Source organism: Gemella sanguinis ATCC 700632, from assembly GCF_000701685.1.
GTDB classification, from domain to species: domain Bacteria; phylum Bacillota; class Bacilli; order Staphylococcales; family Gemellaceae; genus Gemella; species Gemella sanguinis.
The window spans coordinates 81,527-106,956 of record NZ_JNJO01000004.1; the positions used below are offsets into that span (position 1 = coordinate 81,527).

The following is a 25,430-nucleotide window of genomic DNA, read 5'->3' on the forward strand; positions in this document are numbered from 1 at the left end:
TTAAATAAACTTTTAAAAAAACGAAAGGAAAAATTATGGTAGAAAAAAAACAAATGCAAGAATATAATGCTGATCAGATTCAGGTTCTTGAAGGATTAGAAGCTGTAAGAGTCCGTCCAGGGATGTATATTGGTTCTACTTCTAGTAAAGGGCTACATCACTTGGTTTGGGAAATAGTAGATAACTCTATTGATGAAGCTTTAGCAGGACATTGTGATACTATTACAGTCGCAATTGAAAAAGATAATTGGATAAGAGTTGAAGATAATGGTCGTGGTATTCCAATTGATATTCAAGAACAAACAGGTAAACCTGCCCTTGAAGTAATATTAACAGTGCTACATGCGGGTGGTAAATTCGGTGGAGGCGGATATAAAGTATCTGGTGGTCTTCACGGAGTTGGTGCCAGTGTAGTTAATGCATTATCAACAAATTTAGAAGCTTATGTTCATCGTGATGGTAAGATTCATTCGATGATGTTTGAGCGTGGAGATGTAGTTCAAGGAATTACTGTTATTGGGGAAACTGATAAAACAGGAACAACTATTCGATTCAAAGCAGACCCAGAAATTTTCCAAGAAACTACAGTATATGAATATGATATATTAAGAACACGTATAAGAGAACTTGCTTTCTTAAATAAAGGTATTACAATAATACTTAAAGATGAGAGAGAAGGGCAAGAAAAAGAAGAAACTTTCTGCTATGAAGGTGGATTATTAGAATATGTTGAAATGTTAAATGAAAATAAAGATTCATTACATGAAGCTATTTATGTGCATGGCGAGATGGAAGGAAAAGAAGTAGAAATCTCAATGCAGTATAATACAGGATATGCAAGTAATATTTTAAGTTATGCTAACAATATAAATACACATGAAGGTGGTACACATGAAAGTGGATTTAAAACAGCATTAACACGTATTATAAATTCTTATGGTAAGAAAAATAAACTAATTAAAGAAAAAGAATCACTTACTGGTGATGATGTAAGGGAAGGTTTAGTAGCTATTATATCTATTAAACATCCAAATCCACAATTTGAAGGACAAACAAAAACTAAACTAGGAAACTCAGAAATGAGTACAATTACTAATAAACTTTTTTCAGAAGAATTAGATAGATTTTTATTAGAAAATCCTAAGGTTGCTAAAATTATAGTTGAGAAAGGACTTCAAGCATCACGAGCTAGAATAGCAGCAAAAAAAGCAAGAGAATCAACTCGTCGTAAAAATGCATTAGAGTTTACTAATCTACCAGGGAAATTAGCAGACTGCTCAAGTAAGGATGCTGCAGAGTGCGAATTATTCCTAGTCGAAGGAGACTCTGCTGGTGGAAGTGCAAAACTGGGTCGTAATAGTAAATTCCAAGCTATACTACCACTAAAAGGTAAAATTTTAAATGTAGAAAAAGTTAGAATTGATAAAGTATTATCAAATGATGAAGTTCGTTCGCTAATTACTGCAGTAGGTATGGGAATAGGAGAAACTCTAAATATTGACAAACTTCGTTATCATAAAATAGTAATTATGACCGATGCTGATGTCGATGGAAGCCATATTAGAACATTATTATTAACATTCTTCTTTAGATATATGAGAGAATTAATAGAAGCAGGTTATGTGTATATTGCAAGACCACCGCTATTTGGACTTAAAGTTGGTAAAAAAGAGTACTACTGTCATACAGATGAAGAGTTGAAGGAAAATATTGAAAAATATGCAGCAGATAAAAAGTATACAGTTCAACGATACAAAGGGCTAGGAGAGATGAATGCCGAGGAACTTTGGGATACAACAATGGATCCAGAACATCGTTTAATGTATAAAGTTAGTATTGATGATGCACAAAGAGCAGACGCAGCGTTCGATACGTTAATGGGTGAAAAAGTAGAACCAAGACGTAAATTTATCGAAGAGAATGCTCTAAATGTTGTAAACTTAGATATTTAGTAAGAAAGGATAGAACATGGAAGATAATAAAAATAATATTACCTTACGTAATATAACTACGGAAATTGAAAATTCATTTCTTGACTACTCTATGAGTGTTATTGTATCACGTGCTCTACCAGATGTTAGAGATGGATTAAAACCAGTACATAGAAGAATATTGTATGCATTTAATGATCTAGGGTTAACATATGATAAACCTTATAAAAAAAGTGCCTTCGTAGTCGGAGAGGTTATGGCAAAGTATCACCCTCATGGTGACTCTGCAACATATGGTACGATTGTACGTTTAGCTCAAGATTTTAACAGTAGATATCCAATGGTAGATGGTCAAGGGAACTTTGGTTCAATTGATGGTGATGGTGCGGCAGCAATGCGTTATACAGAAGCAAGAATGAGTAAAATTGCTTCAGAGATGTTACGAGATATCAATAAAGATACGGTTGACATGCAAGATAACTATGATGGTACAAAACAAGAACCAAAAGTTTTGCCATCTCGAATACCTAATTTACTAGTAAATGGTAGTAGCGGTATTGCGGTTGGTATGGCTACAAATATTCCGCCTCATAACTTAGGTGAGGTTATTGATGGTGTTATTGCTTTAGCAGATAATTCTGAAATTACAATTGCTGAACTTATGACTAAGATAAAAGGTCCTGATTTTCCTACAGGTGCATATTTATTAGGTCGTAGTGGTATTGTAAAAGCATATACTACTGGACGTGGTTCAGTTATTATGCGTGGTAAGACAGAAATCGAACAAATGAAAAATGGTAAGGAAAGAATTATTATTACAGAAATTCCTTACCAAGTAAATAAAGCAAAATTAGTTGAAAAAATAGCTGAATTAGCTCGTGATAAAAAAATTGAAGGTATTACAGATTTACGTGATGAAAGTAACCTAAAAGGTATGCGTATAGTTATTGAATTACGTCGTGATGTAAATAGTAATGTAATATTAAACAATCTTTATAAATTAACACCACTTCAAGGTTCATTCGGTGTTAACATGATTGCACTTGTTAATGGAGTACCAAAGCTTCTTAACTTAAAAGAAGTACTTTATTATTACCTAGAGCATCAAAAAGAAGTAGTTGTTCGTAGAACAAGATTTGATCTAAATAAAGCAAAAGCACGTGCTCATATTTTAGAAGGATTAAGAATTGCTTTAGATAATATTGATAGAATAATAAGCTTAATTCGTGGTTCTCAAACTACTGAAGAAGCTAAAAGTGGTTTAATAAGTGAATTTTCACTTTCTGAAATTCAGGCACAAGCTATTTTAGACATGCGTCTACAAAGACTTACAGGTTTAGAGCGCGATAAGATTGAAGAAGAGTATAAAAAACTTATGGAATTAATTGAAGATTTAGAAGATATCTTAGCTAAACCTGAGCGTGTTCTTGAGATTGTTAAAGAAGAATTACTAGAAGTAAAAGAGAAATTTGGAGACAAACGTCGTAGCGTAATTATTGAAGGTCAAGTAGATCAAATAGAGAATGAAGATTTAATTGAAAAAGAACAAATTATTATTACTTTATCTCATAATCAATACATTAAACGTTTAGCAGCTAGTACGTATAAATCACAAGGTCGTGGTGGCCGCGGAGTTAATGGAATGACAACTAATGATGAGGATAATGTAGCTTATATGTTAAGTTGTTCTACTCATGATCATATTCTATTCTTTACTGATAAAGGTAAGGTTTATACATTAAAAGGATATGAGATTAATCAAATGAGTCGTCAATCTAAAGGAATTCCAATTATTAATTTACTTGAGATAGAAAAAGAAGAAAAAGTAAACTCAATTATTGCTATTTCTGACCTTCAAGAAGAAGGTACAAGTTTAATGTTCTCTACAAGATTTGGTATTGTTAAAAAATCTAAATTAGGAGACTATGCAAGTATCCTTAAAAAAGGTAAAATAGCACTTAAACTGGATGAAGGTGATTCATTAATAGATGTTCAAAGAATTACTGATGAACAAGATATTATGATTGTTACAGCAAACGGACAAGCTATAAGAATTAATGCTGAAAAAGTACGTCAAATGGGACGTGTTAGCCGCGGAGTCAAAGGTATTACTCTATCTCCAGATGATTATGTAATTGGTATGGAAGTTGTAGATGAATCTAAGAAAATTTTAACAGTTACTGAAAATGGTATAGGAAAAATATCTAAATCTACAGAATTTAATGTAATAAACCGTGGTGGTAAAGGTGTTAAAGTAGCTAAAGTAACTAAGAAAACAGGAAAAATAGTTGCAGTAAAATCAGTATCAGGAAATGAAGATTTAATGATAATGACTGATCAAGGAATAATAATAAGAATTGATGTATCTGCAATTAGTACATTAGGTAGAACAGCTACAGGAGTAAAAGTAATTAATTTAGTTGATGACCAAAAAGTAGCGACAGTTACACTAGCAGCTAAAGAAGAAATATACGAAGAATAATTTAAAGACAGCCATTTTATATGGCTGTTTTTTTGTGAATTAAAAGTGAAAAATTAATGTTTATTTGAAAATGAATTGTTTTATTGCAAAAAAAAATATATAATGGAATATGTAGTATTATTAATATTAAATTTTAGTTTATACTAATTAACTACATGTATATTAAATTATATACAAAATAAAAATAAAGAGGTATATCTTAATGCAAAGTATGAGATTAGAGAGTAACATAAATCAGAATATTGTAGAAGAAGAAATACAATTATTAACAGATATGTTACTTGAAGCAACTAAGAAAATAACTTCAACAGTTACATTTAATAAAATAGTTGAGTTAAAAAAATTAGCTGATAGTAAAAAATACGATGAGTTAAATGAAATTATAAAAACATTGAATCAAGAGGAAATGGAAATAATAGCAAATTTCTTCTCAACACTACCATTGCTTATTAATATTTCAGAAGATGTTGATTTAGCATTTGAAGTTAATTATAAAAATAATTCAGAAGAGTCATATGTTGGGAAACTATCTGATTCAATTAAGAATTTAAAGGATACTAATATTCTAAATAATATTAATGTAGTTCCAGTACTAACAGCTCATCCAACACAAGTACAAAGAAAAACTACATTGGATTTAACTGAAAATATACATAATTTATTAAGAAAACACAGAGATGTTAAAAATGGATTAATAAATAAGAGCAAATGGAAAGAAGATTTACAAAAACATATTGAAATATTGCTTCAAAGTGATATAATTCGTGAGAAAAAATTAAAAGTTGCTAATGAAATTACAAATGTATTAGAGTATTATAATAGATCATTTATTAAAGCAATAACAAAATTAATGATAGAATACAAGAAATTATTAAGAGAAAACTCTATTGATTTAGTAAATGAAACACCCATTACGATGGGTATGTGGATTGGTGGAGATCGTGATGGGAATCCATTTGTTACAGCAGATACATTAAAATTATCTGCAATGAAACAATGTGAGTTAATAATTACTTACTATATGAATCAATTAAACATTTTATATAGAACTTTTTCTATGTCGTCTCAGTTAATTAAAGAAAGTGAAGACTTAAGACAATTGGCTGACAAATCTAATGATTCATCAGTTTATAGAGAAAAGGAATACTATAGAAAAGCAATTTATTACATAAGAGAAAAATTATTAAACACTAAAAAATACTTACTTAATAATGAAGATAATGATGAAAAATATCTAACCGCAGAAGAGTTAGAACAAGATTTACTAATTATTAAAAATTCATTATTAGAAAATAACGGTGAAACATTAATAAAAGGTGATTTTGAAGAATTATTAAGTGCTGTAAAAATATTTGGTTTTTATTTAGCTAGTATAGATATGAGACAAGATTCAAGTGTTTATGAGGCTTGTGTAGCAGAATTACTTAAAAGTGCTAACATAGAAAATAATTATAGTGAGCTATCAGAAAGTGAAAAATGTGATTTATTATTAAATATACTAAAAAAAGATCCAAGACCATTAAGCATAAATGATGAAAGTAAACAATCTGAAGAATTAAAAAAAGAATTGTTAATTTTTAAAACAGCAAGAGAACTTAAGGATAAACTAGGAAATAATATAATAAAACAAAATATTATTTCACATACGACTAGTATTTCTGATTTATTAGAATTGGCAATTATGTTAAAAGAAGTAGGTTTAGTTGGAAGTGATTTTGCGAGATTACAACTAGTTCCATTATTTGAGACAATTGAGGACTTAGAAAATTCATATGAAATAATGGATAATTACTTGGCTTTAGATATTGTTAAAAAATGGGTAAAAGATAATAAAGATTATCAAGAAATAATGCTTGGTTATTCGGATAGTAACAAAGATGGTGGGTATTTATCATCAGGCTGGTCATTATATAAAGCTCAACAAGACCTTTCATCATTAGGAAATATACATGGTATAAAAATAACATTTTTCCATGGTCGCGGAGGAACAGTAGGTCGTGGTGGTGGACCAAGTTATGATGCCATAATTTCTCAACCTTTAGGAAGTGTTCAAGACAGAATTCGCTTAACTGAACAAGGAGAAATAATAGCTGCTAAATATGGTAATAAAGATGCCGCTTATTATAATTTAGAAACATTATTCTCAGCAGTAATCGAAAGAATGAATGCAGATATGGTTAATATAGATATTAGAGATATCCCAGAGATTAAGGAAATGATGGATGAAATTGTGGAAGATAGTTATAAAACATATAGAAAACTAGTTTTTGAAAATCCTAATTTTTATAATTATTTCTTCGAAGCAACACCAATTAAAGAAGTATCAAGCTTAAATATTGGCTCACGTCCTGCATCACGTAAGAAAATTACAGATATTGGTGGCTTAAGAGCTATTCCTTGGGTATTTTCTTGGTCACAAAGTAGAATTATGCTTCCTGGATGGTATGGTGTAGGTACTGCATTTTCTAATTTCATAAATAAAGAAAGTGGCAATATAGATAAATTACGTACTATGTATAAAGATTGGCCATTCTTTACTTCATTACTATCTAATGTTGATATGGTAATGTCTAAATCAGATATGGAAATAGCAAAAGAGTATGCTAATTTATGTAAAGATGATGAAACAAAAGAAGTTTATAATGAAATTTTAAGAGAATGGAAATTAACTAAACAAGTTGTATTAGATATTTCTGAGCATAAAGAGTTTTTAGAAGATAATACATATTTAACTAAGAGTTTAGAGAATAGATTACAATATTTCAATACGTTGAATCTATTACAAATAGAGCTTATAAGAAGAGCAAGAGAAGCAGAAACACTTGAATCTCAAATAAACACAATTCATATTACTATAAATGGAGTAGCGACAGGACTTAGAAACTCTGGATAAGTATAAAATAAAATTCTTATTAAAAAAAAGTGGAAATTATTTTTATAATTTCCACTTTTTTTACAATCTAAATAATTTTAATAGCTGAATATGAGTTTGGCGGCACTATCATTCCAAATGGTGTAGAGTAAATATCATTATTACCGAATAATTTTTCTCCATGATAATTTTCAATAAAGTGAGCTTTAGTATCAAGATTAATTACACAAAGTATATTATTTCTTTTGTATGCAACACAATTATCTTTTGTATAAACCCATTCAAAGTTTGTGACAAATTCAGATTTATTTTTATTACGGAATGAAGATAATTCAATATAATGATTTAGTAAATCTTTATCAATATTATCGTGAGTAAAACCTAATCTATTATAAGGATCTCTAAAACCGTACATACCAATTTCATCCCCATAATATATACAAGGAACACCAGGTAGTGTAAATTGAATAAAACTAGCAAATTTTAAAAGAGATTTAGCTCTTTGATATTGCTCTGTAGATAATTTATAAGTTGGACGTTGCTCCACTGGTACACTTTCTGGATTATTAAAAGCAAGTAATGTTAAAACACGTTCAGTATCATGACTATCTAGTAGGTTCATTATACAGTCAAGAGCAGGACGAGGGTAATTTTCTACTAATTTTAAAATTTCTGTTGTAAAACTAACTGCATCCTTATTTTTTACAAAGTTTATAATAGCATCCTTCCAAGGATAGTTCATAACACTATCGAGTTGTTTACCTAAAAAATATCTACGACGAGTATTGTAAGAAAATTTATTTGTTGCATCTTCCCATACTTCACCTATGATAAGTGCATCTTTATCATAATATTTGGCACTTTCCCTAATTCTATCTAGGAATTCATCAGGGAATTCGTCTGCAACATCTAGACGCCATCCAGAAATCCCTAGTTTTTGCCAGTAATTAACAACTCCTGTATCTTTGTTGTTGATAAAATCACTGTATTCTTTATTTTCTTTTTTTACTGTTGGTAAATTATCGAATCCCCACCATGAATGATATCCATGAGGAAAGTTATTAAAATCAAACCAAGGATAGTAAGGTGAATTTTGAGAGTTATAAGCTCCAACACTATTATAGTTATTGTATTTATTAAAGTAAATACTATCAGAACCGGTGTGACTAAAGACACCATCTAAAATTATTCTAATGTTATCTTTTTTGAAATCTGAACAAAATTTTTCAAATTGCTCATTTGTACCGAAATACGGATCAACATTAAAATAATCTGCTGTAGAATATCTGTGATTTTCAGGGCTTTCCATAATAGGATTTAAGTATATACTTTCTATATTTAGTTTTTTAAAATAATCTTTTTCTTCTTCAATACCTAAAAGGTTACCCATATAGAAATCTTTTGCACCATAATTTTCATGTGTAATAGAAGAGTGAGGAATGTCATTCCAATTATCATGGCGGATTCTTGTTTCTTCGTTTTTCGCAATAGTTGCTTTGTATTTATCACTGCGCTTGAACCTATCTGGGAAAATTTGATACATTATAGTACCTTTATACCAATCTGGGGTAGTGAAGTTATAATCATAAACTGTAAGTTGCCAATCAGGAAGTTCGTCAGAATTTTGAACCAATTTAGAATTTAAATTATCATTTTTTAGATAAGCTGTGAAACTATCAAAATGAACTTCAAAATGATAGTAATATAAACCTATATCAAAAGGATCTAATTTTATAGAATATTTAAGATAATCATTCTCAGTTTTTTCGACGAATTTCAAACTTTCTGATATATAGTTTCCAGTAAATTCATTTTTTAAAATAATACGTAAGTCATTAAAATAAAAATTCTCTTTAATAAAAATATCAAAATTTACAAAGTCTTTATTAGTGACTGCACCACTAGGTTTTTTGTTGTGAATAGGGTTATAGATTAACATAGCTATCTCCTAAATAATTATTATATAAATTAATTTCATATACATTGTATAATAAAAAAAGACGAATGTAAAACTTTTGAAATGTTAATATTTAATTTTATTATTATAGTGTTAATGTAAAGAATATAAAAAATTTTAATGTAAGTTAAGAAATTAATTTACTAAATATACTATGTATGTTATAATGAAAATGTATAAAGATAAAAGAAATGTTTTTATTTTTTTATATTTGATTTTTTTTTGAACGAAAAGAAAGCGTTCACAAAAAAAGAACTTTTATTTAATTTAGAGGGGGTTATACAATGAATAGTATGGCAGAATATCTATTTCACGAAGGAACAAATTATCATTCTTATGATTTTTTAGGTTCATTCTTGGTAGATGATAAATGTACATTTAGAGTTTGGGCACCAAATGCAAAAAAAGTATATGTGACAGGTGATTTTTGTGATTGGGATGCCAGAAAATATGAAATGTCACCAATAAATGATAAAGGTATTTATGAAGTTACTATTGAAAATATAAAGGAGTTTGACGCATACAAGTATGTAATAATATCTAGTTATGGACAGGAAATTTGGAAAGCTGATCCATATGCTGTACATGCTGAAACAAGACCGAAAACAGCTTCAAAAGTCTATTCTTTACCTGATTATACATGGAATGATGAGAAGTGGATGACTAAAAGAAGAGTTCCATATCATGAAGCTATGAATATATATGAAGTTCACATAGGCTCATGGCGTTATGATGAAAATGGAAATCCTTTAAGCTACCGCCAATTAGCAGAGGAACTTATTCCATATGTAAAAGATATGAGTTATACTCATGTTGAATTATTACCAGTTACAGAATATCCTTATGATAAATCGTGGGGTTACCAAGCTACAGGTTATTTTGCACCAACATCAAGATATGGTACACCAGAAGATTTTATGTACTTTGTAGATAAGTGTCATCAAAACAATATAGGGGTTATTTTAGACTGGGTTCCAGGGCATTTTACAAAAGATGCACATGGTCTTTATGAATTTGATGGTACATGCTGTTATGAATATTCTGATACTAGAAAAATGGAGCATAAAGGTTGGGGTACAAGAGTATTCGATTATGGAAGAAATGAAGTTATGTCATTTTTAACTTCTAGTGCTGTATACTGGTTAGAAAAATATCATATAGATGGTTTAAGAGTTGATGCTGTTAGCTCAATGATATTCTTAAATTATTGCCGTGAGGAACATGAATCAGCAAGAAATATACATGGAGGTTTTGAAAATCTAGAAGCAATAGAATTCTTAAAGAATTTAAATCTTTATGTGAAAGAAAAATATCCGGGTGTATCAATGATTGCTGAGGAATCAACAAGTTATCCAAAAGTAACTGCAGGTGTAGACCAGGGTGGACTAGGTTTTGACTTCAAGTGGAATATGGGATGGATGAATGATAGTCTTGATTATATAGAAGTGGATCCTTTCTTTAGAAAAGATTCACACAATAAATTTACGTTTTCTATGATGTATGCTTTTTCAGAAAACTATATTTTACCAATTTCTCATGATGAAGTAGTTCATGGAAAAAAATCATTAATTGATAAAAACCCAGTAGCGTACGAAGATAAATTCTCAAGCTTAAAAGCATTCTTAGGATATATGTATGCTCATCCTGGGAAAAAACTAGCATTTATGGGGATTGATATAGCTCAGTTTATTGAATGGGATGAAGAAAGACAATTAGATTGGTTCTTGCTACAATATCCTAAACATGGATTTACACACCGCTATGTGAAAGAATTAAATAAATATTATAAGAATACTGCAGCACTTTGGCAAAATGATTGTAACTGGCATGGATTCAGATGGCATGTAGTGGATGATAATGTTAATAATATATTTGCATTTTCTAGAATTGATAACAGCGGTAAAGAAGTTTTAGTAATTAGTAATTTCTCAGGTCAAAGCTTGCATTCTTATCCAATAGGAGTAAATACTTGGGGGAGTTATAAAATAGCATTAAATTCAGATGCTAAGAAATTTGATGGAAGTGCATTACAAAATAGGAATTTAAAAACAATTAATAAGAAAACTAAAGACTTTGAATATACATTAAATGTTAACATACCAGCATTTTCGACTATGTATATTGAGAAAAAATAAGAAATTTATAGAATGGGGGTCTAATTTATGGGACGTAAAAAAGAAATCGTAGCTATGTTATTGGCAGGAGGTCAAGGGACAAGACTTCAAGTTTTAACAAAGGATATGGCAAAACCAGCAGTTCCATTTGGAGGAAAGTATAGAATTATTGATTTTCCTCTTTCAAACTGTGCAAACTCAGGAATTTCAACAGTAGGAGTTCTAACTCAGTTTATGCCTTTAGAGTTAAACTCATATATGGGAAATGGTTCACCTTGGGACCTTGATAGAATGGATGGTGGGTTATCAATACTACCTCCTTATACAGCTGGAAAAACAGGTGAATGGTATAAAGGAACAGCTAATGCAATTTACCAAAATATTAAATATATTGAACAATATGATCCTGAATACGTACTTATATTATCTGGTGACCATATTTACAAAATGAATTATAAGGAAATGCTAAATTTCCATAAGGAAAAGGGCGCTGATTTAACTATTGCACATATTAATGTACCAATTGAAGAAGCAAGTCGTTTTGGAATTTTAAATACTGATGACAATTTAAAAGTTACTGAATTTTTAGAAAAACCAGAAAATCCAATCTCTACTAAAGCATCAATGGGAATTTATATCTTTAGTTGGAAACAACTTAAAGAATATTTAATTAGGGACGAAGAAAATGAATTAAGTGAAAAAGATTTTGGTAAAAATATTATTCCGATGATGTTAAATGAAAATAAAAATATTTATGCATACCCATTCTATGGATATTGGAAAGATGTTGGTACAATTGAAAGTTTATGGGAAGCTAATATGGATTTAATTAAAGCTAAAGAAAGTTTTAATATCGATGATAAATTATGGAGAATCTACTATCGTCATGCTGGTGTTATGCCACAATACTTAAGTGAAAATGCTAATGTTAAACGATCAATGATTTCTGATGGAACTAGTGTTTCTGGTACAGTTTTAGATTCTATTATTTCTTCTGGAGTTGTTATTGAAGATGGAGCAGAAGTAATAGGGAGTATTATAATGCAAGATGCTGTAGTTAAAAAAGGTGCAAAAGTTTACAATTCTATTATTGCAGAAGGTGCAATAATAAATGAGAATATAGAAGTTGGTAATAAAGAAATTACATTAGGGAAAGAACAAATTACAGTTATCGGAAAAGACGAGGTTGTTTCTAATAATATAAGAGTGGAGGGAAAATAATATGGTAAATGCTTTTTGTGTATTATTTGCAGATAATTATAGAAATGATGATTTACAAGGATTAGTGAGAAATAGAACATTAGCTTCATTATCAGTAGCCTCAAGATATAGAATGGTTGACTTTATGTTATCTTCACTAGTTAAAGCAGAGGTATCTAATATAGCAGTTGTAACAAACCATCATTATAAATCTTTAATGGATCACTTAAGTTGGGGGAAAGACTGGGATTTAAATAGAAAAAATAGTGGATTAAAATTTATAACGCCAATGTCAAATCACCTTTCTAACAGAGTAAATCATAATAAGATAGAGGCTTTGGAAGACACATTACTTTATGCAGATGGTTTATTAGAAGAATATTGTATATTAGCAGATGGAAATATCGTAGGGAACGTTGATTTTAAAGATATGTTAAGATATCATAAAGAAACACATGCAGATGTAACATTAGCATATACTTATAGAAAACCTCAAGCTTATGAATCACAAATTATTTTTGATGAAAATGGAAAAGTTTATGATTCAATGTACCATCCACAAGGATATAATGAAACATGTGCAACTCAAGTAAAAATTTATATTATGTCTAAAGAACTATTTAAAGAGGTTGCAAAAAAAGGAATTTCTTTAGGATGGGAAGATATATTAAAAGATTTTATTTCTAAAAATTTACATGGTTTAAATGTTTTCTCATATGAAATTAAAAATTATAATAGAACTATAAATAGTGTACAAGAATACTATAATTTTAATAGAGATCTTTTAAAACCTGAAATTTTAAGAGAACTATTCTTATCAGGAACAGATATACTTACAAGGGTTCAAGATAGTGTACCAACAACTTATGGAGAAAATGCTATTGTAAAAAATTCAATACTGGGAGATGGCTGTGAAATTAATGGTATTGTTGAAAATAGTATTCTATTTAGAGATGTTGTAATTGAAGAAGGTGCAGTTGTAAGAAATTCAATAATAATGCCTAATACTGTAATTAAAAAGGCTGCATATATAGATTATGTTATTTCTGACAAAGCAGCAGTAGTATCAGAAAAAGTTGAATTAAAAGGGACAGAAAATTGTCAAGTTATTATAGAAAAAAATAAAGTAGTAGAATAATAATTAGAGTTAGAGTAATAGGGAGCTTATAAATCTTCGATTTTATTATAAAAATACAGTATAATAAAAGAAGTAGTAATTTCGATTACTCTAACTCTAAATTTTTTAGGTAAAATATAAATAACGAATAAGGAGAAATTAAAATGAAAGTATTATTCGTAGCAGCAGAGGCAGCACCTTTTGTCAAAGTTGGAGGATTAGGTGATGTTATTGGATCTCTACCAAAAGCGTTACAAGATGAAAATGTAGAAGCAAGGGTTGTACTGCCATTGTACTCATCAATTGATAGAGAAAAATATAATCTTCAATACAAACAACATATATTTATTGATTTAGGTTGGAGACATATTTATTGTGGTATATTTGAAACAGAAGTTAATGGTGTAAAATATTATTTTATTGATAATGAACATTATTTTAATAGAAGTAGTGTATACGGACAAGATGATGATGGTGAAAGATTTGCATTCTTTTCAAAAGCAGCATTAGAAATACTACCATTTATAGACTATAAACCAGATATTTTAAATGCTAATGATTGGCACACAGCATTATCTATTATTTATTTAGATGATTTTAAATCAAGAGGATTAGATTTCTATAAAGATATTAAGAGTGTCATTTCTATTCATAATATAGAATTCCAAGGTAGATTTAATCCATATGAAATGGGTAATTTATTTGGACTAGATAATAAATATTTTGATGCACTTATTTATAATGGTGATTTGAACTTGCTAAAAGGTGCAATCCAATTATCAAATAGAATAAGTACTGTTAGTGAAACTTATGCACATGAAATATTAGATCCATATTTCTCTTATGGATTAGATAGCATTCTAAAAATTGAACAAGGAAAACTACATGGTATTGTTAATGGTTTAGATATAGATAAATTTAATTCAGAAACTGATGAGCATATATATAAAAACTTCAGTATAAGTACTTTAAAAGACAAAGTAGAAAACAAATTAAAATTTCAAGAAGAACTTGCCCTTGAAGTTAATGAGAATATACCGATGATTGGTATGGTTACACGTTTAACACATCAAAAAGGAATTGATTTAGTTTTACATGTTGCAGATGAAATATTAAAAACAGGTGCGCAGTTAGTAATTTTAGGAACTGGAGATAGTCATTATGAAGATGCACTTCGTGCATTAGAATATAGACGTCATGATAAAGTTCGTAGCTTAATAATGTTCTCATCAGCAATGTCGTCGAAAGTTTATAGTTCATGTGATATGTTCTTAATGCCGTCTAAGACAGAACCATGTGGTTTATCTCAGTTAATTTCAATGAGGTACGCTACTGTTCCTATCGTCCATAGAGTAGGTGGATTACGTGATACTGTAGAACCATTCGATGGTAAGAATGGAACAGGATTTACATTTGAAAGCTTTGATGCATATGATATGTTAGATGCAGTTTATAGAGCAACATATTGTTATTATCAAGAAAGACATAATTGGAACAAGATAATGAAAAACACAATGAAACAGGATGTAAGTTGGAAAAAATCTGCACTAAAATATATAAATATGTATAATGAAATAGTATAATTGTGGTACAATAAACGATAAAAAAATTATAGGAGAGAATTTTAATGAAGAATAAAAAATTCGTAGAAAAACTAGAGAAGTATCTTAAAAGACAATTTGGGGTAACTATCTCAAATGCAAGTAAACGTCAAGTCTATGAAGCATTAATGAGCACAGTAAGAGATGATCTATCAGAAAAGAAATTTTCTTATGAACAAGAGTTAAAAAAAACAAAACAAAAAAGAGCTTACTATATGTCAATGGAGTTTCTTGTTGGTAGAACATTAAGAAATAATTTATTTAATCTAGGATTAGAAAATGATGTTAAAGAATATCTTGATAAAAATAAATTTAATTTAGATGAGATTTATGACATCGAGCCAGATCCAGGATTAGGGAATGGAGGTTTAGGTCGTCTTGCTTCATGTTATTTAGATGCTTTAACTAGCAGTGATTATCCAGTGACTGGATTTTCTATATTATACGAATATGGTATTTTCAAACAAGTAATAAATAATGGTTGGCAACAAGAATTTCCAGATTATTGGTTAGATTTAGGTAAATATGGACTTGTATATCGTAATGATGAAGAGGTAGAAGTAAGGTTTTATGGAAGAGTAGAAGAAAAATTAACAGAAAATGGATTTGTAGTTGAACATAAAGATTATACTTCTATTCAAGCTGAACCTTATGATTTACTAATTTCAGGCTACAAAACTGATACAGTAAATACTCTTCGTTTATGGGAAGCAAAAGCAAAAACTGGTTTTAATATGAAATTATTTGAACGTGGTGAGTATTCAAAATCTTCTGAAGCGGAAGCAATTGCTTCATCAATTTCAAAATTATTATATCCAGCAGACAGTACAAATGAAGGTAAAGAATTACGTATTAAGCAACAATACTTCTTTATAAGTGCATCTTTACAACAACTTCTTAAAAATCATTATAATGAGTTTGGAACACTTGAAAACTTATCAGATCATGTTGCTCTTCATATAAATGACACACATCCAGCTATGGGTGTACCTGAACTTATGCGTTTATTACTAGACGAATATGGTTATTCATGGGATAAAGCGTGGGATATTACAACAAAAACATTCGCATACACTAATCACACAATTATGGCTGAAGCATTAGAAAAATGGTCAGTAGATCTATTTAGACCTTTATTACCACGTATTTACTCAATTATTGAGGAAATTAATAAGAGATTCTGTCAATGGGTAATAGATCAAGGTAAAGATTATACATTAGCAGAAACAGCAATTATTTATGATAATCAAATAAGAATGGCTAACCTTTCGATAGTAGGTAGTCACCATGTCAATGGAGTATCTAAGCTACACAGTGAAATATTAGTTGAATCTACTTTTAAAGCATTTTGTGAGTTATATCCTACTAGATTTGGAAATGTTACAAACGGTATTGCACATAGAAGATGGTTAGGTCAAGCAAACCCAGAGCTTGCTGAATATTTAGAAGAACTTATTGGAAATGATTTTATTAAAGATTTATCTAAAATAGATAAATTAAATAAATATAAAGATGATAAAAAAGTAACTAAAAAATTATTAGAAATTAAGAAAATTAAAAAAGAACAATTAGCTAAGTATATACAGAATACCACTGGTATAACTGTGAATACTGATTCAATATTTGATGTTCAAGTTAAGAGACTTCATGAATATAAACGTCAACTATTAAATGCATTACACATCGTTTATTTATACCGAGAAATTAAGTATAATGGACTACGTCCAGTGCCAAGAACATTTATATTTGCGGCAAAAGCCTCTTCAGGTTATCAAATGGCTAAAAATATAATTAAATTTATTCATTCAATATCACAAATGATAGAAGCTGATGAATTAGTACGTGAATACATAAAAGTTGTGTTCCTACCAGACTATAAAGTTACTCTAGCAGAAAAAATTATTCCTGCAGCTGATGTTAGTGAACAAATTTCTCAAGCAGGGAAAGAAGCAAGTGGAACTGGTAATATGAAACTTATGTTAAATGGAGCATTAACTCTCGGAACTCTTGATGGAGCGAATGTTGAGATACATGAAGCGGTTGGAGATGAAAATATATTTATCTTTGGTTTAGAAACTCCTCAAGTTGAAGAATTAAATCGTCAAGGATATAAACCTTGGGAATACTATATGAATTCAGAAAAAATTAAAAATACGTTAGATTTCATTAGAACAATGACTGTAGGCGGAATGAATTTTAGTTTCATTGTAGATTACTTATTAACTAAAGATAATTATATGTGTTTAGCTGACTTTGAGAGCTATGTAGCAGCACAAGAACGAGTTGCAGAAACTTATAGTAATAAAGAAAAATGGGGACGTATGAGTCTTATTAATACAGCTAATGCAGGTATATTCTCTGCAGACCGTTCAGTTGAAGAATATGCAAAAGATATTTGGAACATAAAAAAAGTAAAATAGTTATTTATAGAACTTAGTATAGCATTATGTTATACTAAGTTTTATATTTTATTTTATAGGGGTGAAAAAACAATTAAAAATAATAAGATACCTAAAAAAGGTAAAATTAGAAGAAAAAAATCAAAAAATAATAATATAAATCCAAATAAAACAAAAAAATATAATAATAGAGACAATAAGAGCAAGATTACTTTAATATTTACGGCAATCCTGTTGTTATTATGTGGAGCATTTTTGGTAGGGGAATATTATAATGGAAAATCTAAAATTATTATTCAAAGACAGTTAACTGGAAGTAATAATATAGAGAAAGCTTGGAATTTTTATATAGCGGAAGGATTTAGTAAAGAAGCTACAGCAGGAATATTAGGAAATTATATGAGAGAAAGTAAAATGGATCCTACAATTGAGGAGAAAGGAAATAATATAGGTTTTGGACTTGCACAATGGAGTTTTTCTAGAAGAACAGATTTGGAAAAGTGGACAAAAGAAAATGATTTTCTACCATCTAGTTTAGAGGGACAACTTAATTTTAGTCTCATAGAAATGGAAAAAATGAAATTTGGAAAATATAAATATAATGATTTTAAAAGAGTAAATAATGTAAAAGAAGCAACAATTTTATTTGAGAAATATTATGAAAGAGCTGGGGTAGTTGCTTTAGAAGAGCGGATAAAAAATGCTGAGGAAATTTATAAAAAATATTCATAAGTATAAATAAAATTAAAAACTATATGCTAAAATAGTCTTTGAGAAAACTATGATAATAGTAGAATTAACATCTATAAACTATAAATTAAGAAAAGTACACTAAAATTCTTAAATACATTAGAAATTGTAATTAAAAGAGACTAATTTAAAGTACTTTTAAGTTAATATTAATTAGAGATGATAGAATACTCTTATAATGATACGTTAGGAGTGATTACAATAAATATAAATAATATTAACATAAAAAAAAGAGGATTGTTTATAATAACTGCTTTTGTTGTAGCATTAAGTATGATAACGTTTACTAGTCAATATTGTGAAGCTAGAACAAAAGCAACTAATCAAACACAGATAGCAGCAAGTAATAATGTCGAAAAAGCGTGGAATTTTTATATTTCACAAGGATTTAGTAAAGAAGCTACAGCAGGTATATTAGGGAATTATATGAGAGAAAGCAGAATGAATCCATCTATTGTAGAAAGAGGAAATAATATTGGATTTGGAATTGCTCAATGGAGTTTTGCAAGAAGAATAAATCTTGTAACTTGGTTGAATAAAAACAATTATGCTGCATCTAGTCTAGAAGGACAACTTAGATTTAGTATTGTAGAAATGCAGAAAATGTCATTTGGAAAATATAATTATTCTAGTTTTAAACGAATAAATAATGTAAAAGAAGCTACAGCAGTCTTTGAAAAGTATTTCGAAAGAGCTGGGGTAGTAGCAATTGATGAACGAACTAAGTATGCTGAAGAAATTTATAGAAAGTATGCATAAAATAAAAATAGAGAAAACTTATTGTTAAACATATCGCGTTAACGATAAGTTTTTTATTTTAGATAAATTATTTTAAATTTTATTATTAAAATATCTTAACACATAGCGAAAAATATATTAATATGGTAAAATTAAATAGGTAATAATTATAATAATAAATGTAATAGGTAATAATTATAATAATAAATGTATTAGTAATTTAAAGAGGTATTTATGGCAAAAGAAAGAGCAGATGTCCTTTGTGTTAATCAAGGATTGTTTGAATCAAGAGAGAAAGCAAAAAGAGCAATTATGGCAGGGATTGTCTTTAATGATAATATAAGAATAGATAAGGCTGGAGAAAAAGTTGAATCAACAGCGGAATTAAGAATAAAAGGTAAACAAATGCCCTACGTTAGTCGTGGTGGATTAAAACTAGAAAAAGCTATAAATGAATTAGGATTTGATGTTAAAGATAAGGTAATGTTAGATATAGGATCTTCTACTGGTGGCTTTACTGATTGTGCTTTGCAAAATGGAGCAAAGTTTGTTTATGCATTAGATGTTGGAACTAATCAATTAGTTTGGAAATTAAGAACTGATGAGCGTGTGAAAGTAATGGAACAGACTAACTTTAGACATTCTGTGAAAGAAGATTTTGATGTTTTTGATATAGATATAGCATCGATTGATGTTTCTTTTATCTCATTATCACTAATCTTACCCAATCTTTCAGAGATAATTAAAGAAGGTGGAGAAGTTTGCGCATTAGTTAAACCACAATTTGAAGCTGGAAGAGAAAAAGTCGGTAAAGGTGGAATAGTAAGAGACAAAAAAACTCAAATTGAAGTAGTAGAGAAGGTGCTCCTTTTGGCGAACAGTGTAGGGTTTAGTATGATTAATTTTTCGTATTCACCAATTACAGGGGGAGAGGGAAATATTGAGTTTCTTATGATTCTAAAATATAATTCTGAAAAATTAATAGAAAATAAAAATATTAATATTGAGCATATTATCAATAATGCTCATAATCATTTTAAATAGGAGGTTTAGGTGTGCTAATTCAATTAAATATAAAGCAATTTGGAATTATAGAAAATGCTACTATAGAGTTGAAGAATGGATTAACTGTTCTTAGTGGAGAGACTGGTGCAGGGAAATCTATGATTCTAGCAGCTATTTCACAGTTATCAGGTCAAAGGACATCAACTTCTTATATAAGGTATGGTGAGGAAAAAGCAAGTGTAGAAGGAGTTTTTGATTTTCCTAAAAATAAAGCTGTTGTTAATATTTTTAAAGAGTTGGATTTGGATATAGAAGATGAAGTTATTATAATTAGAAGAGATATATATAGTAGCGGGAAAAGTGTCTGTAGAGTAAATGGGACAATAGTTAATTTATCAACCCTAAAAAGAATATCAGCATACTTACTAGATATTCATGAGCAGCATGATAATCAAATTTTACTGGTTGAAAAAAATCATCTTAATTTAATTGATTCATTTAATAAAGAAAATATTAATCCAATTTTTAAGAATTATCAAGAAAAATATAAAGAATACAAGTTAATTAATGAAAAAATAGAAAATTTAAAACAACAAGAAAGTGATGTCTTACAAAAGGTTGATTTTTTAAAATTTCAATATCAAGAATTAGCTCAAATGAAATTAAAGAAAGATGAAGATTTAGTCCTTGAAAAAGATATAGACTATTTGGAAAATTTTGAAAAAGTAAATACCTTGGCTTATAGTATTACTGATGGAATAGATGGAGAATATGGAATACTATCTAAATTAGCAGATATTAGATCTAAGTTAGGTGAATTAAGTAGATACAATTCAAATTTTGAAGAAAAATATGAAGAAATTACTAATTTATACTATATATTAGATGATTTAAAATATGAAGTCTCTAGCTATACAGATGAAATTGAATACGATGAAGAAAAATTAGATCAGTTTATATATCGATTGGATAAAATTAAAACTCTTGAGAAAAAATATTCTAAACCTTTGAATGAATTAATAGTTTTTAAAGAAACTATTAAAGAAGAGTTAGAAGAACTTGAAAATTATGAAGAAAATTTTGAAAATTATTTAGAAGATCGTAAAAGAATAGAAAAAGAATTAAAAGTAATAGCTCAAGATTTAACAAATATTAGAAAAGAAACAGCTCAAAATTTAGAGAAATTAATTCAAGAAGAATTAAAATTTTTATATATGGATAAAAGTACAATAAAAGTAAACTTTAGAGAAAAAGAGTTTTCTAATGACGGTCAAGATGAAGTAAAAATATTGATAAGTGCCAACTTAGGCGAACCATTAAAATCTTTATCTAAGGTTGCATCTGGTGGAGAACTTTCTAGGGTAATGTTAGCATTAAAAATAATTTTTTCTAGAAGTATTGAAGCTACATCTATTATTTTTGATGAAATTGATACAGGAGTTAGTGGTAGAGTATCGCAAAGAATGGCAGAAAAAATGTATCAATTAGGAGTTGATTCTCAAGTATTATGCATATCTCACTTACCACAAACTACTGCACTAGCAGATACCAATTTATTAATAAGTAAATCTGTAACTGATAAGAGAACAATTACTTCGATAAAAGAATTAAATAAAGAACAAAAAATTGAAGAAGTTGCTAGAATGGTTTCGGGTGACTCAATGACAAAAATTTCTGAAGAACATGCAATTGAAATGTTGAAGATAGCGGATAAAATTAAAGCGGAAATTAGAAGTAAAAGTATATAATATATTAAGTATAGGAGGATTAATGACTAAAGAAGGAAAAATATTAAAGGCATTAAGTGGTTTTTATTACGTTCAATGTGAAGAAGGACTTGTGACTTGCCGAGCACGTGGGAATTTTAGAAATGATAATATTACTCCACTAGTTGGTGATAATGTTATAATTCAAATGAGTGATAATAATACAGGTTATGTAATAGAAATTCTAGAGAGAAAAAATGAACTATTGAGACCTAAAGTGGCAAATATCGATTATAGTGTTATTATTGTATCTGTGAAAGATCCAGATTTCTCGAGTAAACTTTTAAATAAGATAATCTGTTTAAATGAAAATAGTAATGTTGAGATAATTATTATATTCACAAAGCTAGATTTATTGTCATCTGAAGAATTTGAAAATATTCAAAGAATAATGAACTATTATAAAGAAATAGGATATAACGTTTTTAGTAATAATGATGAAGATATTGATGAATTTAAAAATCTAGTTTCTCAAAAATATGTTTCAATATCAGGACAATCAGGAGCAGGTAAATCAACATTTATTAATAAAATTTCTAGTAATCTAGATATAGAAACAGGAGAAATCTCAAAACATTTAGGGCGTGGTCGTCATACAACAAGACATACAGAATTTTATAGAATAGATGATTTCTATATTGCTGATACCCCTGGTTTTTCATCGTTAGATTTAACATTTATAGAAAAAGAGGATATTCAATATTTATTTAAAGAATTTTCTAAATATGAATGTAAATTTAAGCCTTGTAATCATATAGAAGAAATACAATGTGGAGTTAAACATGCAGTAGAAGAGCAAGCTATACTACAAAGTCGTTATGATGATTATAAAGCATTATTTAAGGAAAAAGAAACACAAAAAAGAAAATATATAAAGGAGAAATAAAATGAAAAAAATACTACCATCAATTTTATCAGCTGATTTTGCAAATTTAGAAAGAGATATTAGTGAGCTTGAAGAAATAGGAATTGATATGTTTCATATAGATGTTATGGATGGGAATTTTGTTCCCAATATTTCATTTGGTTTTCCAATTATTGAGGCAATAAGACCTAAAACAAATAAAATATTTGATTGTCATTTAATGATTGCTAATCCTGAAAACTATGTTGAAAGATTTTGTCAAGCAGGCTGTGATATGGTCTCATTTCATATAGAGGCAACTAACCATGCTGATAGAGTGATTCAAGTTATTAAAAATTGTGGTAAAAAGGCAGGAATAGTTTTAAATCCACAAACTCCAATAGAGCAAGTTAAATATTTATTACCAAAATTAGATTATGTACTAATAATGACAGTAAATCCAGGATTTGGAGGTCAGAAATTCATCCCTGAAATGTTAGAAAAAATTGAAGAATTAGCTAATATTCGAGTGAAAAATAATTATGACTTTTTAATTCAAGTTGATGGTGGGGTAAATACGGAAACATCAAAACTTTGTCGTGACAAAGGTGCTGACTTATTAGTTTGTGGTTCATTTTTATTTGGAGCTGAAGATAAGAAACATACTTTAAGTGAGTTGTTAAAATAATGGGAAATAATAATGTAATGAACGTAATGTTAGGAGGGCAGTTCCCAGAAGAACTGCCTGAATCTAATTTATGGTGTGGAGTAGATAGAGGAGCTTTGTATTTAATTGAAAATGGAATTAAACCAGATATTAGCTGTGGAGATTTTGATTCTGTTAGCAATGAACAAATAAGTAGTGTAAAAGAATATTCTAAAAATTTTTTTGTAAAAGATAATCAAGACGAAACGGATACAGACTTTGCTTTAAAACAAATAATTAAGCTATATCCTGAAGTATCGAAAATTAATCTATTTGGAGCGACAGGTAAAAGATTAGATCATTTTTTTGGTAATATACTATTATTAAATAATAATTATGATAAATTAGATTTAAGAATAATGGATGATTATAATATTATTTTTGTATCAAAATGTGGAGAAAGTACGTTTTCAAGTAAAAAAAATTATAAATATTTTTCTATTGTTCCAATATATCAAGATACTATTATGACTATCAAAAATTCAAAATATGAAGCAGAGAATATGCTCTTAAGTTTCGATAGACCTAATGCAACGAGTAATGAATTCGTAGAAGGTAAGGATATAGTTTTAAATGTAAATAAAAAAGTATTGGTTATATATTCAAAAGACTAGATAAGTGAGGTTATTATGGTAGAAATTCTACAATTTATGGTTATAGCTATTCTGGCAGGATTTTTGGGATCCCTTGTTGGAATTGGAGGAGGAATGATAATAACTCCAGCTTTAACTATTTTGTTTGGTATAGATATAAAATATGCTATAGGAGCAAGTATTATTGCAGTAATAGCGACAAGTAGTGGATCAGCAATAGCATTTGTTAGAGACCATGTAAGTAATATGAGAGTAGGTATGCTTCTTGAAATATTTACAACTGCAGGAGGAATTGTTGGTGCATTAATGGCAGGAGTCTTTTCTTCAAAATTATTATATATCTTCTTTTCATTGATTTTACTTAATTCATTTTATGGAATGTTGAAGAAAACAGGATTAATTAGTAAGAAGAAAATTAAAGAAGAAGTTGTAAAAAATGATAAATATGCAGATAAATATCGATTAAACTCTGCGTATTACGATAAAGCTACTGGACAAATGGTAGAGTACAATGTAGATAATGTTCCACAGGGTTCATTAGTTATGTTTGGTGCAGGATTTGCCAGTGGTCTACTAGGAATAGGAAGTGGCGCATTTAAAGTAATTGCTTTAGATAATTATATGAAACTCCCAATTAAAGCGAGTACTGCGACAAGTAATTTTATGATGGGTGTTACTGCTACAGCAAGTGCATTAATATATTTTTTTAATGGGACAATTAATCCTATGATTGCTGCTCCTATAGCTGTAGGGACTTTAATAGGTTCAAGAACAGGAGCAAAAGTGATGCAACATTTAGAGGCGAAGTATATTAGATATATATTTTTACCAATTTTATTATTTACTATTGTTAATATGTTTTTAAAAGGAGTGGGGGTATTGTAAATGAAGAAAGAAAAAGATATTACAATTACAATCTCTAATATTTTAAAAGTTGGTGTGTATATTAGTTCGTTTTTAATATTAGTAGGTATTATATTAACATTTATATCAGGTACAGGAGAAAATCTATCGATAGAGAGATATACATTTCAAGAAATGATAACAGGTTTGTTTAAATTTGATCATTATTCATATATGATGTTTGGAATTTTTGTTTTAATACTAACACCAGTATTAAGAATTTTAGGATTACTTGTTGTATATTTAAAAGAAAAAGATTATAAATTTGTGTGTATTTGTATTATAGTGTTACTAATTTTGTGTATTAGTTTAGCCTTAGGTGTTACACATAATTAATTAAAATAATATGATTTAGCCTTAATAATTCAATATTACGACTGTTTGTGTCTAAAATGTGAACAAAAGATGTTAAAATGTAGTTTTATACTATATTTTAGCATTTTTTGTTTTGA

Annotated in this window: 18 protein-coding genes; 17 read left to right on the forward strand and 1 reads right to left on the reverse strand. The window is 28.7% G+C overall.

The annotated features are described in order from the left end of the window. Positions 1 to 35 precede the first annotated feature (35 nt). From gyrB to ppc, 3 genes are all read left to right on the forward strand, one after another. Positions 36 to 1,952, forward strand: a complete 1,917-nt coding sequence (gene gyrB / locus T369_RS0103500) for a DNA topoisomerase (ATP-hydrolyzing) subunit B (protein ID WP_006364906.1) — start codon at positions 36 to 38, stop codon at positions 1,950 to 1,952. A gap of 16 nt (positions 1,953 to 1,968) precedes the next feature. Beyond that, on the forward strand, positions 1,969 to 4,413 hold the full coding sequence (gene gyrA / locus T369_RS0103505) for a DNA gyrase subunit A (RefSeq protein ID WP_031551786.1): 2,445 nt from the start codon (positions 1,969 to 1,971) through the stop codon (positions 4,411 to 4,413). 202 nt (positions 4,414 to 4,615) lie between these two features. Further along, positions 4,616 to 7,306 carry a phosphoenolpyruvate carboxylase gene (gene ppc, locus T369_RS0103510; protein WP_031551788.1) on the forward strand — a complete coding sequence of 897 codons (2,691 nt, stop codon included), beginning with the start codon at positions 4,616 to 4,618 and terminating at the stop codon, positions 7,304 to 7,306. Positions 7,307 to 7,373: 67 nt separating this feature from the next. Here the strand turns inward: ppc and T369_RS0103515 are convergent, their stop codons facing one another. Continuing rightward, positions 7,374 to 9,224 (reverse strand): glycoside hydrolase family 13 protein, encoded by a 1,851-nt coding sequence (locus T369_RS0103515; protein WP_031551790.1) that lies wholly within the window; start codon positions 9,222 to 9,224, stop codon positions 7,374 to 7,376. 302 nt (positions 9,225 to 9,526) lie between these two features. Here T369_RS0103515 and glgB point away from each other — a divergent pair, with 302 nt between their 5' ends. The 14 genes from glgB (at position 9,527) to T369_RS0103585 (ending at position 25,314) form a co-directional block, all read left to right on the forward strand. After that, positions 9,527 to 11,377: a 1,4-alpha-glucan branching protein GlgB gene (glgB, locus tag T369_RS0103520; RefSeq protein WP_031551792.1), complete on the forward strand. Its 1,851-nt coding sequence runs from the start codon at positions 9,527 to 9,529 to the stop codon at positions 11,375 to 11,377. A gap of 27 nt (positions 11,378 to 11,404) precedes the next feature. After that, the gene (locus T369_RS0103525) at positions 11,405 to 12,577 is read left to right on the forward strand and encodes a glucose-1-phosphate adenylyltransferase (RefSeq protein ID WP_031551794.1); all 1,173 of its coding nucleotides are present in this window, start codon (positions 11,405 to 11,407) and stop codon (positions 12,575 to 12,577) included. A gap of 1 nt (position 12,578) precedes the next feature. Next, entirely contained in the window at positions 12,579 to 13,694 is a 1,116-nt protein-coding gene (gene glgD, locus T369_RS0103530; protein WP_031551796.1) for a glucose-1-phosphate adenylyltransferase subunit GlgD, read from the forward strand. A gap of 143 nt (positions 13,695 to 13,837) precedes the next feature. Then, positions 13,838 to 15,256 (forward strand): glycogen synthase GlgA, encoded by a 1,419-nt coding sequence (gene glgA, locus T369_RS0103535; protein WP_031551799.1) that lies wholly within the window; start codon positions 13,838 to 13,840, stop codon positions 15,254 to 15,256. 44 nt (positions 15,257 to 15,300) lie between these two features. Beyond that, positions 15,301 to 17,694 carry a glycogen/starch/alpha-glucan phosphorylase gene (locus tag T369_RS0103540; protein WP_031551802.1) on the forward strand — a complete coding sequence of 798 codons (2,394 nt, stop codon included), beginning with the start codon at positions 15,301 to 15,303 and terminating at the stop codon, positions 17,692 to 17,694. 234 nt (positions 17,695 to 17,928) lie between these two features. Then, positions 17,929 to 18,405: a phage tail tip lysozyme gene (locus T369_RS0103545; RefSeq protein ID WP_231366917.1), complete on the forward strand. Its 477-nt coding sequence runs from the start codon at positions 17,929 to 17,931 to the stop codon at positions 18,403 to 18,405. A gap of 255 nt (positions 18,406 to 18,660) precedes the next feature. Continuing rightward, on the forward strand, positions 18,661 to 19,182 hold the full coding sequence (locus T369_RS0103550) for a phage tail tip lysozyme (RefSeq protein WP_233417877.1): 522 nt from the start codon (positions 18,661 to 18,663) through the stop codon (positions 19,180 to 19,182). A gap of 213 nt (positions 19,183 to 19,395) precedes the next feature. After that, positions 19,396 to 20,205 carry a TlyA family RNA methyltransferase gene (locus T369_RS0103555; RefSeq protein ID WP_031551811.1) on the forward strand — a complete coding sequence of 270 codons (810 nt, stop codon included), beginning with the start codon at positions 19,396 to 19,398 and terminating at the stop codon, positions 20,203 to 20,205. 11 nt (positions 20,206 to 20,216) lie between these two features. Further along, positions 20,217 to 21,914 (forward strand): DNA repair protein RecN, encoded by a 1,698-nt coding sequence (gene recN, locus T369_RS0103560; RefSeq protein WP_031551814.1) that lies wholly within the window; start codon positions 20,217 to 20,219, stop codon positions 21,912 to 21,914. A 22-nt stretch (positions 21,915 to 21,936) separates the two neighbouring features. Next, a complete protein-coding gene (gene rsgA / locus T369_RS0103565; protein WP_031551816.1) occupies positions 21,937 to 22,818 on the forward strand; it encodes a ribosome small subunit-dependent GTPase A in 882 nt (293 codons plus the stop codon). A gap of 1 nt (position 22,819) precedes the next feature. Further along, positions 22,820 to 23,464, forward strand: coding sequence for a ribulose-phosphate 3-epimerase (gene rpe / locus T369_RS0103570; RefSeq protein ID WP_031551820.1), 645 nt, complete (start codon positions 22,820 to 22,822; stop codon positions 23,462 to 23,464). Continuing rightward, the gene (locus T369_RS0103575) at positions 23,464 to 24,096 is read left to right on the forward strand and encodes a thiamine diphosphokinase (protein WP_031551823.1); all 633 of its coding nucleotides are present in this window, start codon (positions 23,464 to 23,466) and stop codon (positions 24,094 to 24,096) included. The genes rpe and T369_RS0103575 overlap by 1 nt, the downstream gene beginning before the upstream one ends. Positions 24,097 to 24,111: 15 nt before the next feature. Beyond that, positions 24,112 to 24,960, forward strand: coding sequence for a sulfite exporter TauE/SafE family protein (locus T369_RS0103580; protein ID WP_031551826.1), 849 nt, complete (start codon positions 24,112 to 24,114; stop codon positions 24,958 to 24,960). Next, entirely contained in the window at positions 24,961 to 25,314 is a 354-nt protein-coding gene (locus T369_RS0103585) for a DUF1634 domain-containing protein (protein WP_031551829.1), read from the forward strand. The last annotated feature ends 116 nt before the right edge of the window (positions 25,315 to 25,430 follow it).

Excerpts from the sequence above, each read along its gene's own strand:
- gyrB (WP_006364906.1), top strand. The coding sequence starts at position 36 with ATGGTAGAAAAAAAACAAATGCAAGAATATAATGCTGATCAGATTCAG.
- gyrA (WP_031551786.1), top strand. The coding sequence starts at position 1,969 with ATGGAAGATAATAAAAATAATATTACCTTACGTAATATAACTACGGAA.
- ppc (WP_031551788.1), top strand. The coding sequence starts at position 4,616 with ATGCAAAGTATGAGATTAGAGAGTAACATAAATCAGAATATTGTAGAA.
- T369_RS0103515 (WP_031551790.1), bottom strand. The coding sequence starts at position 9,224 with ATGTTAATCTATAACCCTATTCACAACAAAAAACCTAGTGGTGCAGTC.
- glgB (WP_031551792.1), top strand. The coding sequence starts at position 9,527 with ATGAATAGTATGGCAGAATATCTATTTCACGAAGGAACAAATTATCAT.
- T369_RS0103525 (WP_031551794.1), top strand. The coding sequence starts at position 11,405 with ATGGGACGTAAAAAAGAAATCGTAGCTATGTTATTGGCAGGAGGTCAA.
- glgD (WP_031551796.1), top strand. The coding sequence starts at position 12,579 with ATGGTAAATGCTTTTTGTGTATTATTTGCAGATAATTATAGAAATGAT.
- glgA (WP_031551799.1), top strand. The coding sequence starts at position 13,838 with ATGAAAGTATTATTCGTAGCAGCAGAGGCAGCACCTTTTGTCAAAGTT.
- T369_RS0103540 (WP_031551802.1), top strand. The coding sequence starts at position 15,301 with ATGAAGAATAAAAAATTCGTAGAAAAACTAGAGAAGTATCTTAAAAGA.
- T369_RS0103555 (WP_031551811.1), top strand. The coding sequence starts at position 19,396 with ATGGCAAAAGAAAGAGCAGATGTCCTTTGTGTTAATCAAGGATTGTTT.
- rsgA (WP_031551816.1), top strand. The coding sequence starts at position 21,937 with ATGACTAAAGAAGGAAAAATATTAAAGGCATTAAGTGGTTTTTATTAC.
- rpe (WP_031551820.1), top strand. The coding sequence starts at position 22,820 with ATGAAAAAAATACTACCATCAATTTTATCAGCTGATTTTGCAAATTTA.
- T369_RS0103575 (WP_031551823.1), top strand. The coding sequence starts at position 23,464 with ATGGGAAATAATAATGTAATGAACGTAATGTTAGGAGGGCAGTTCCCA.
- T369_RS0103580 (WP_031551826.1), top strand. The coding sequence starts at position 24,112 with ATGGTAGAAATTCTACAATTTATGGTTATAGCTATTCTGGCAGGATTT.
- T369_RS0103585 (WP_031551829.1), top strand. The coding sequence starts at position 24,961 with ATGAAGAAAGAAAAAGATATTACAATTACAATCTCTAATATTTTAAAA.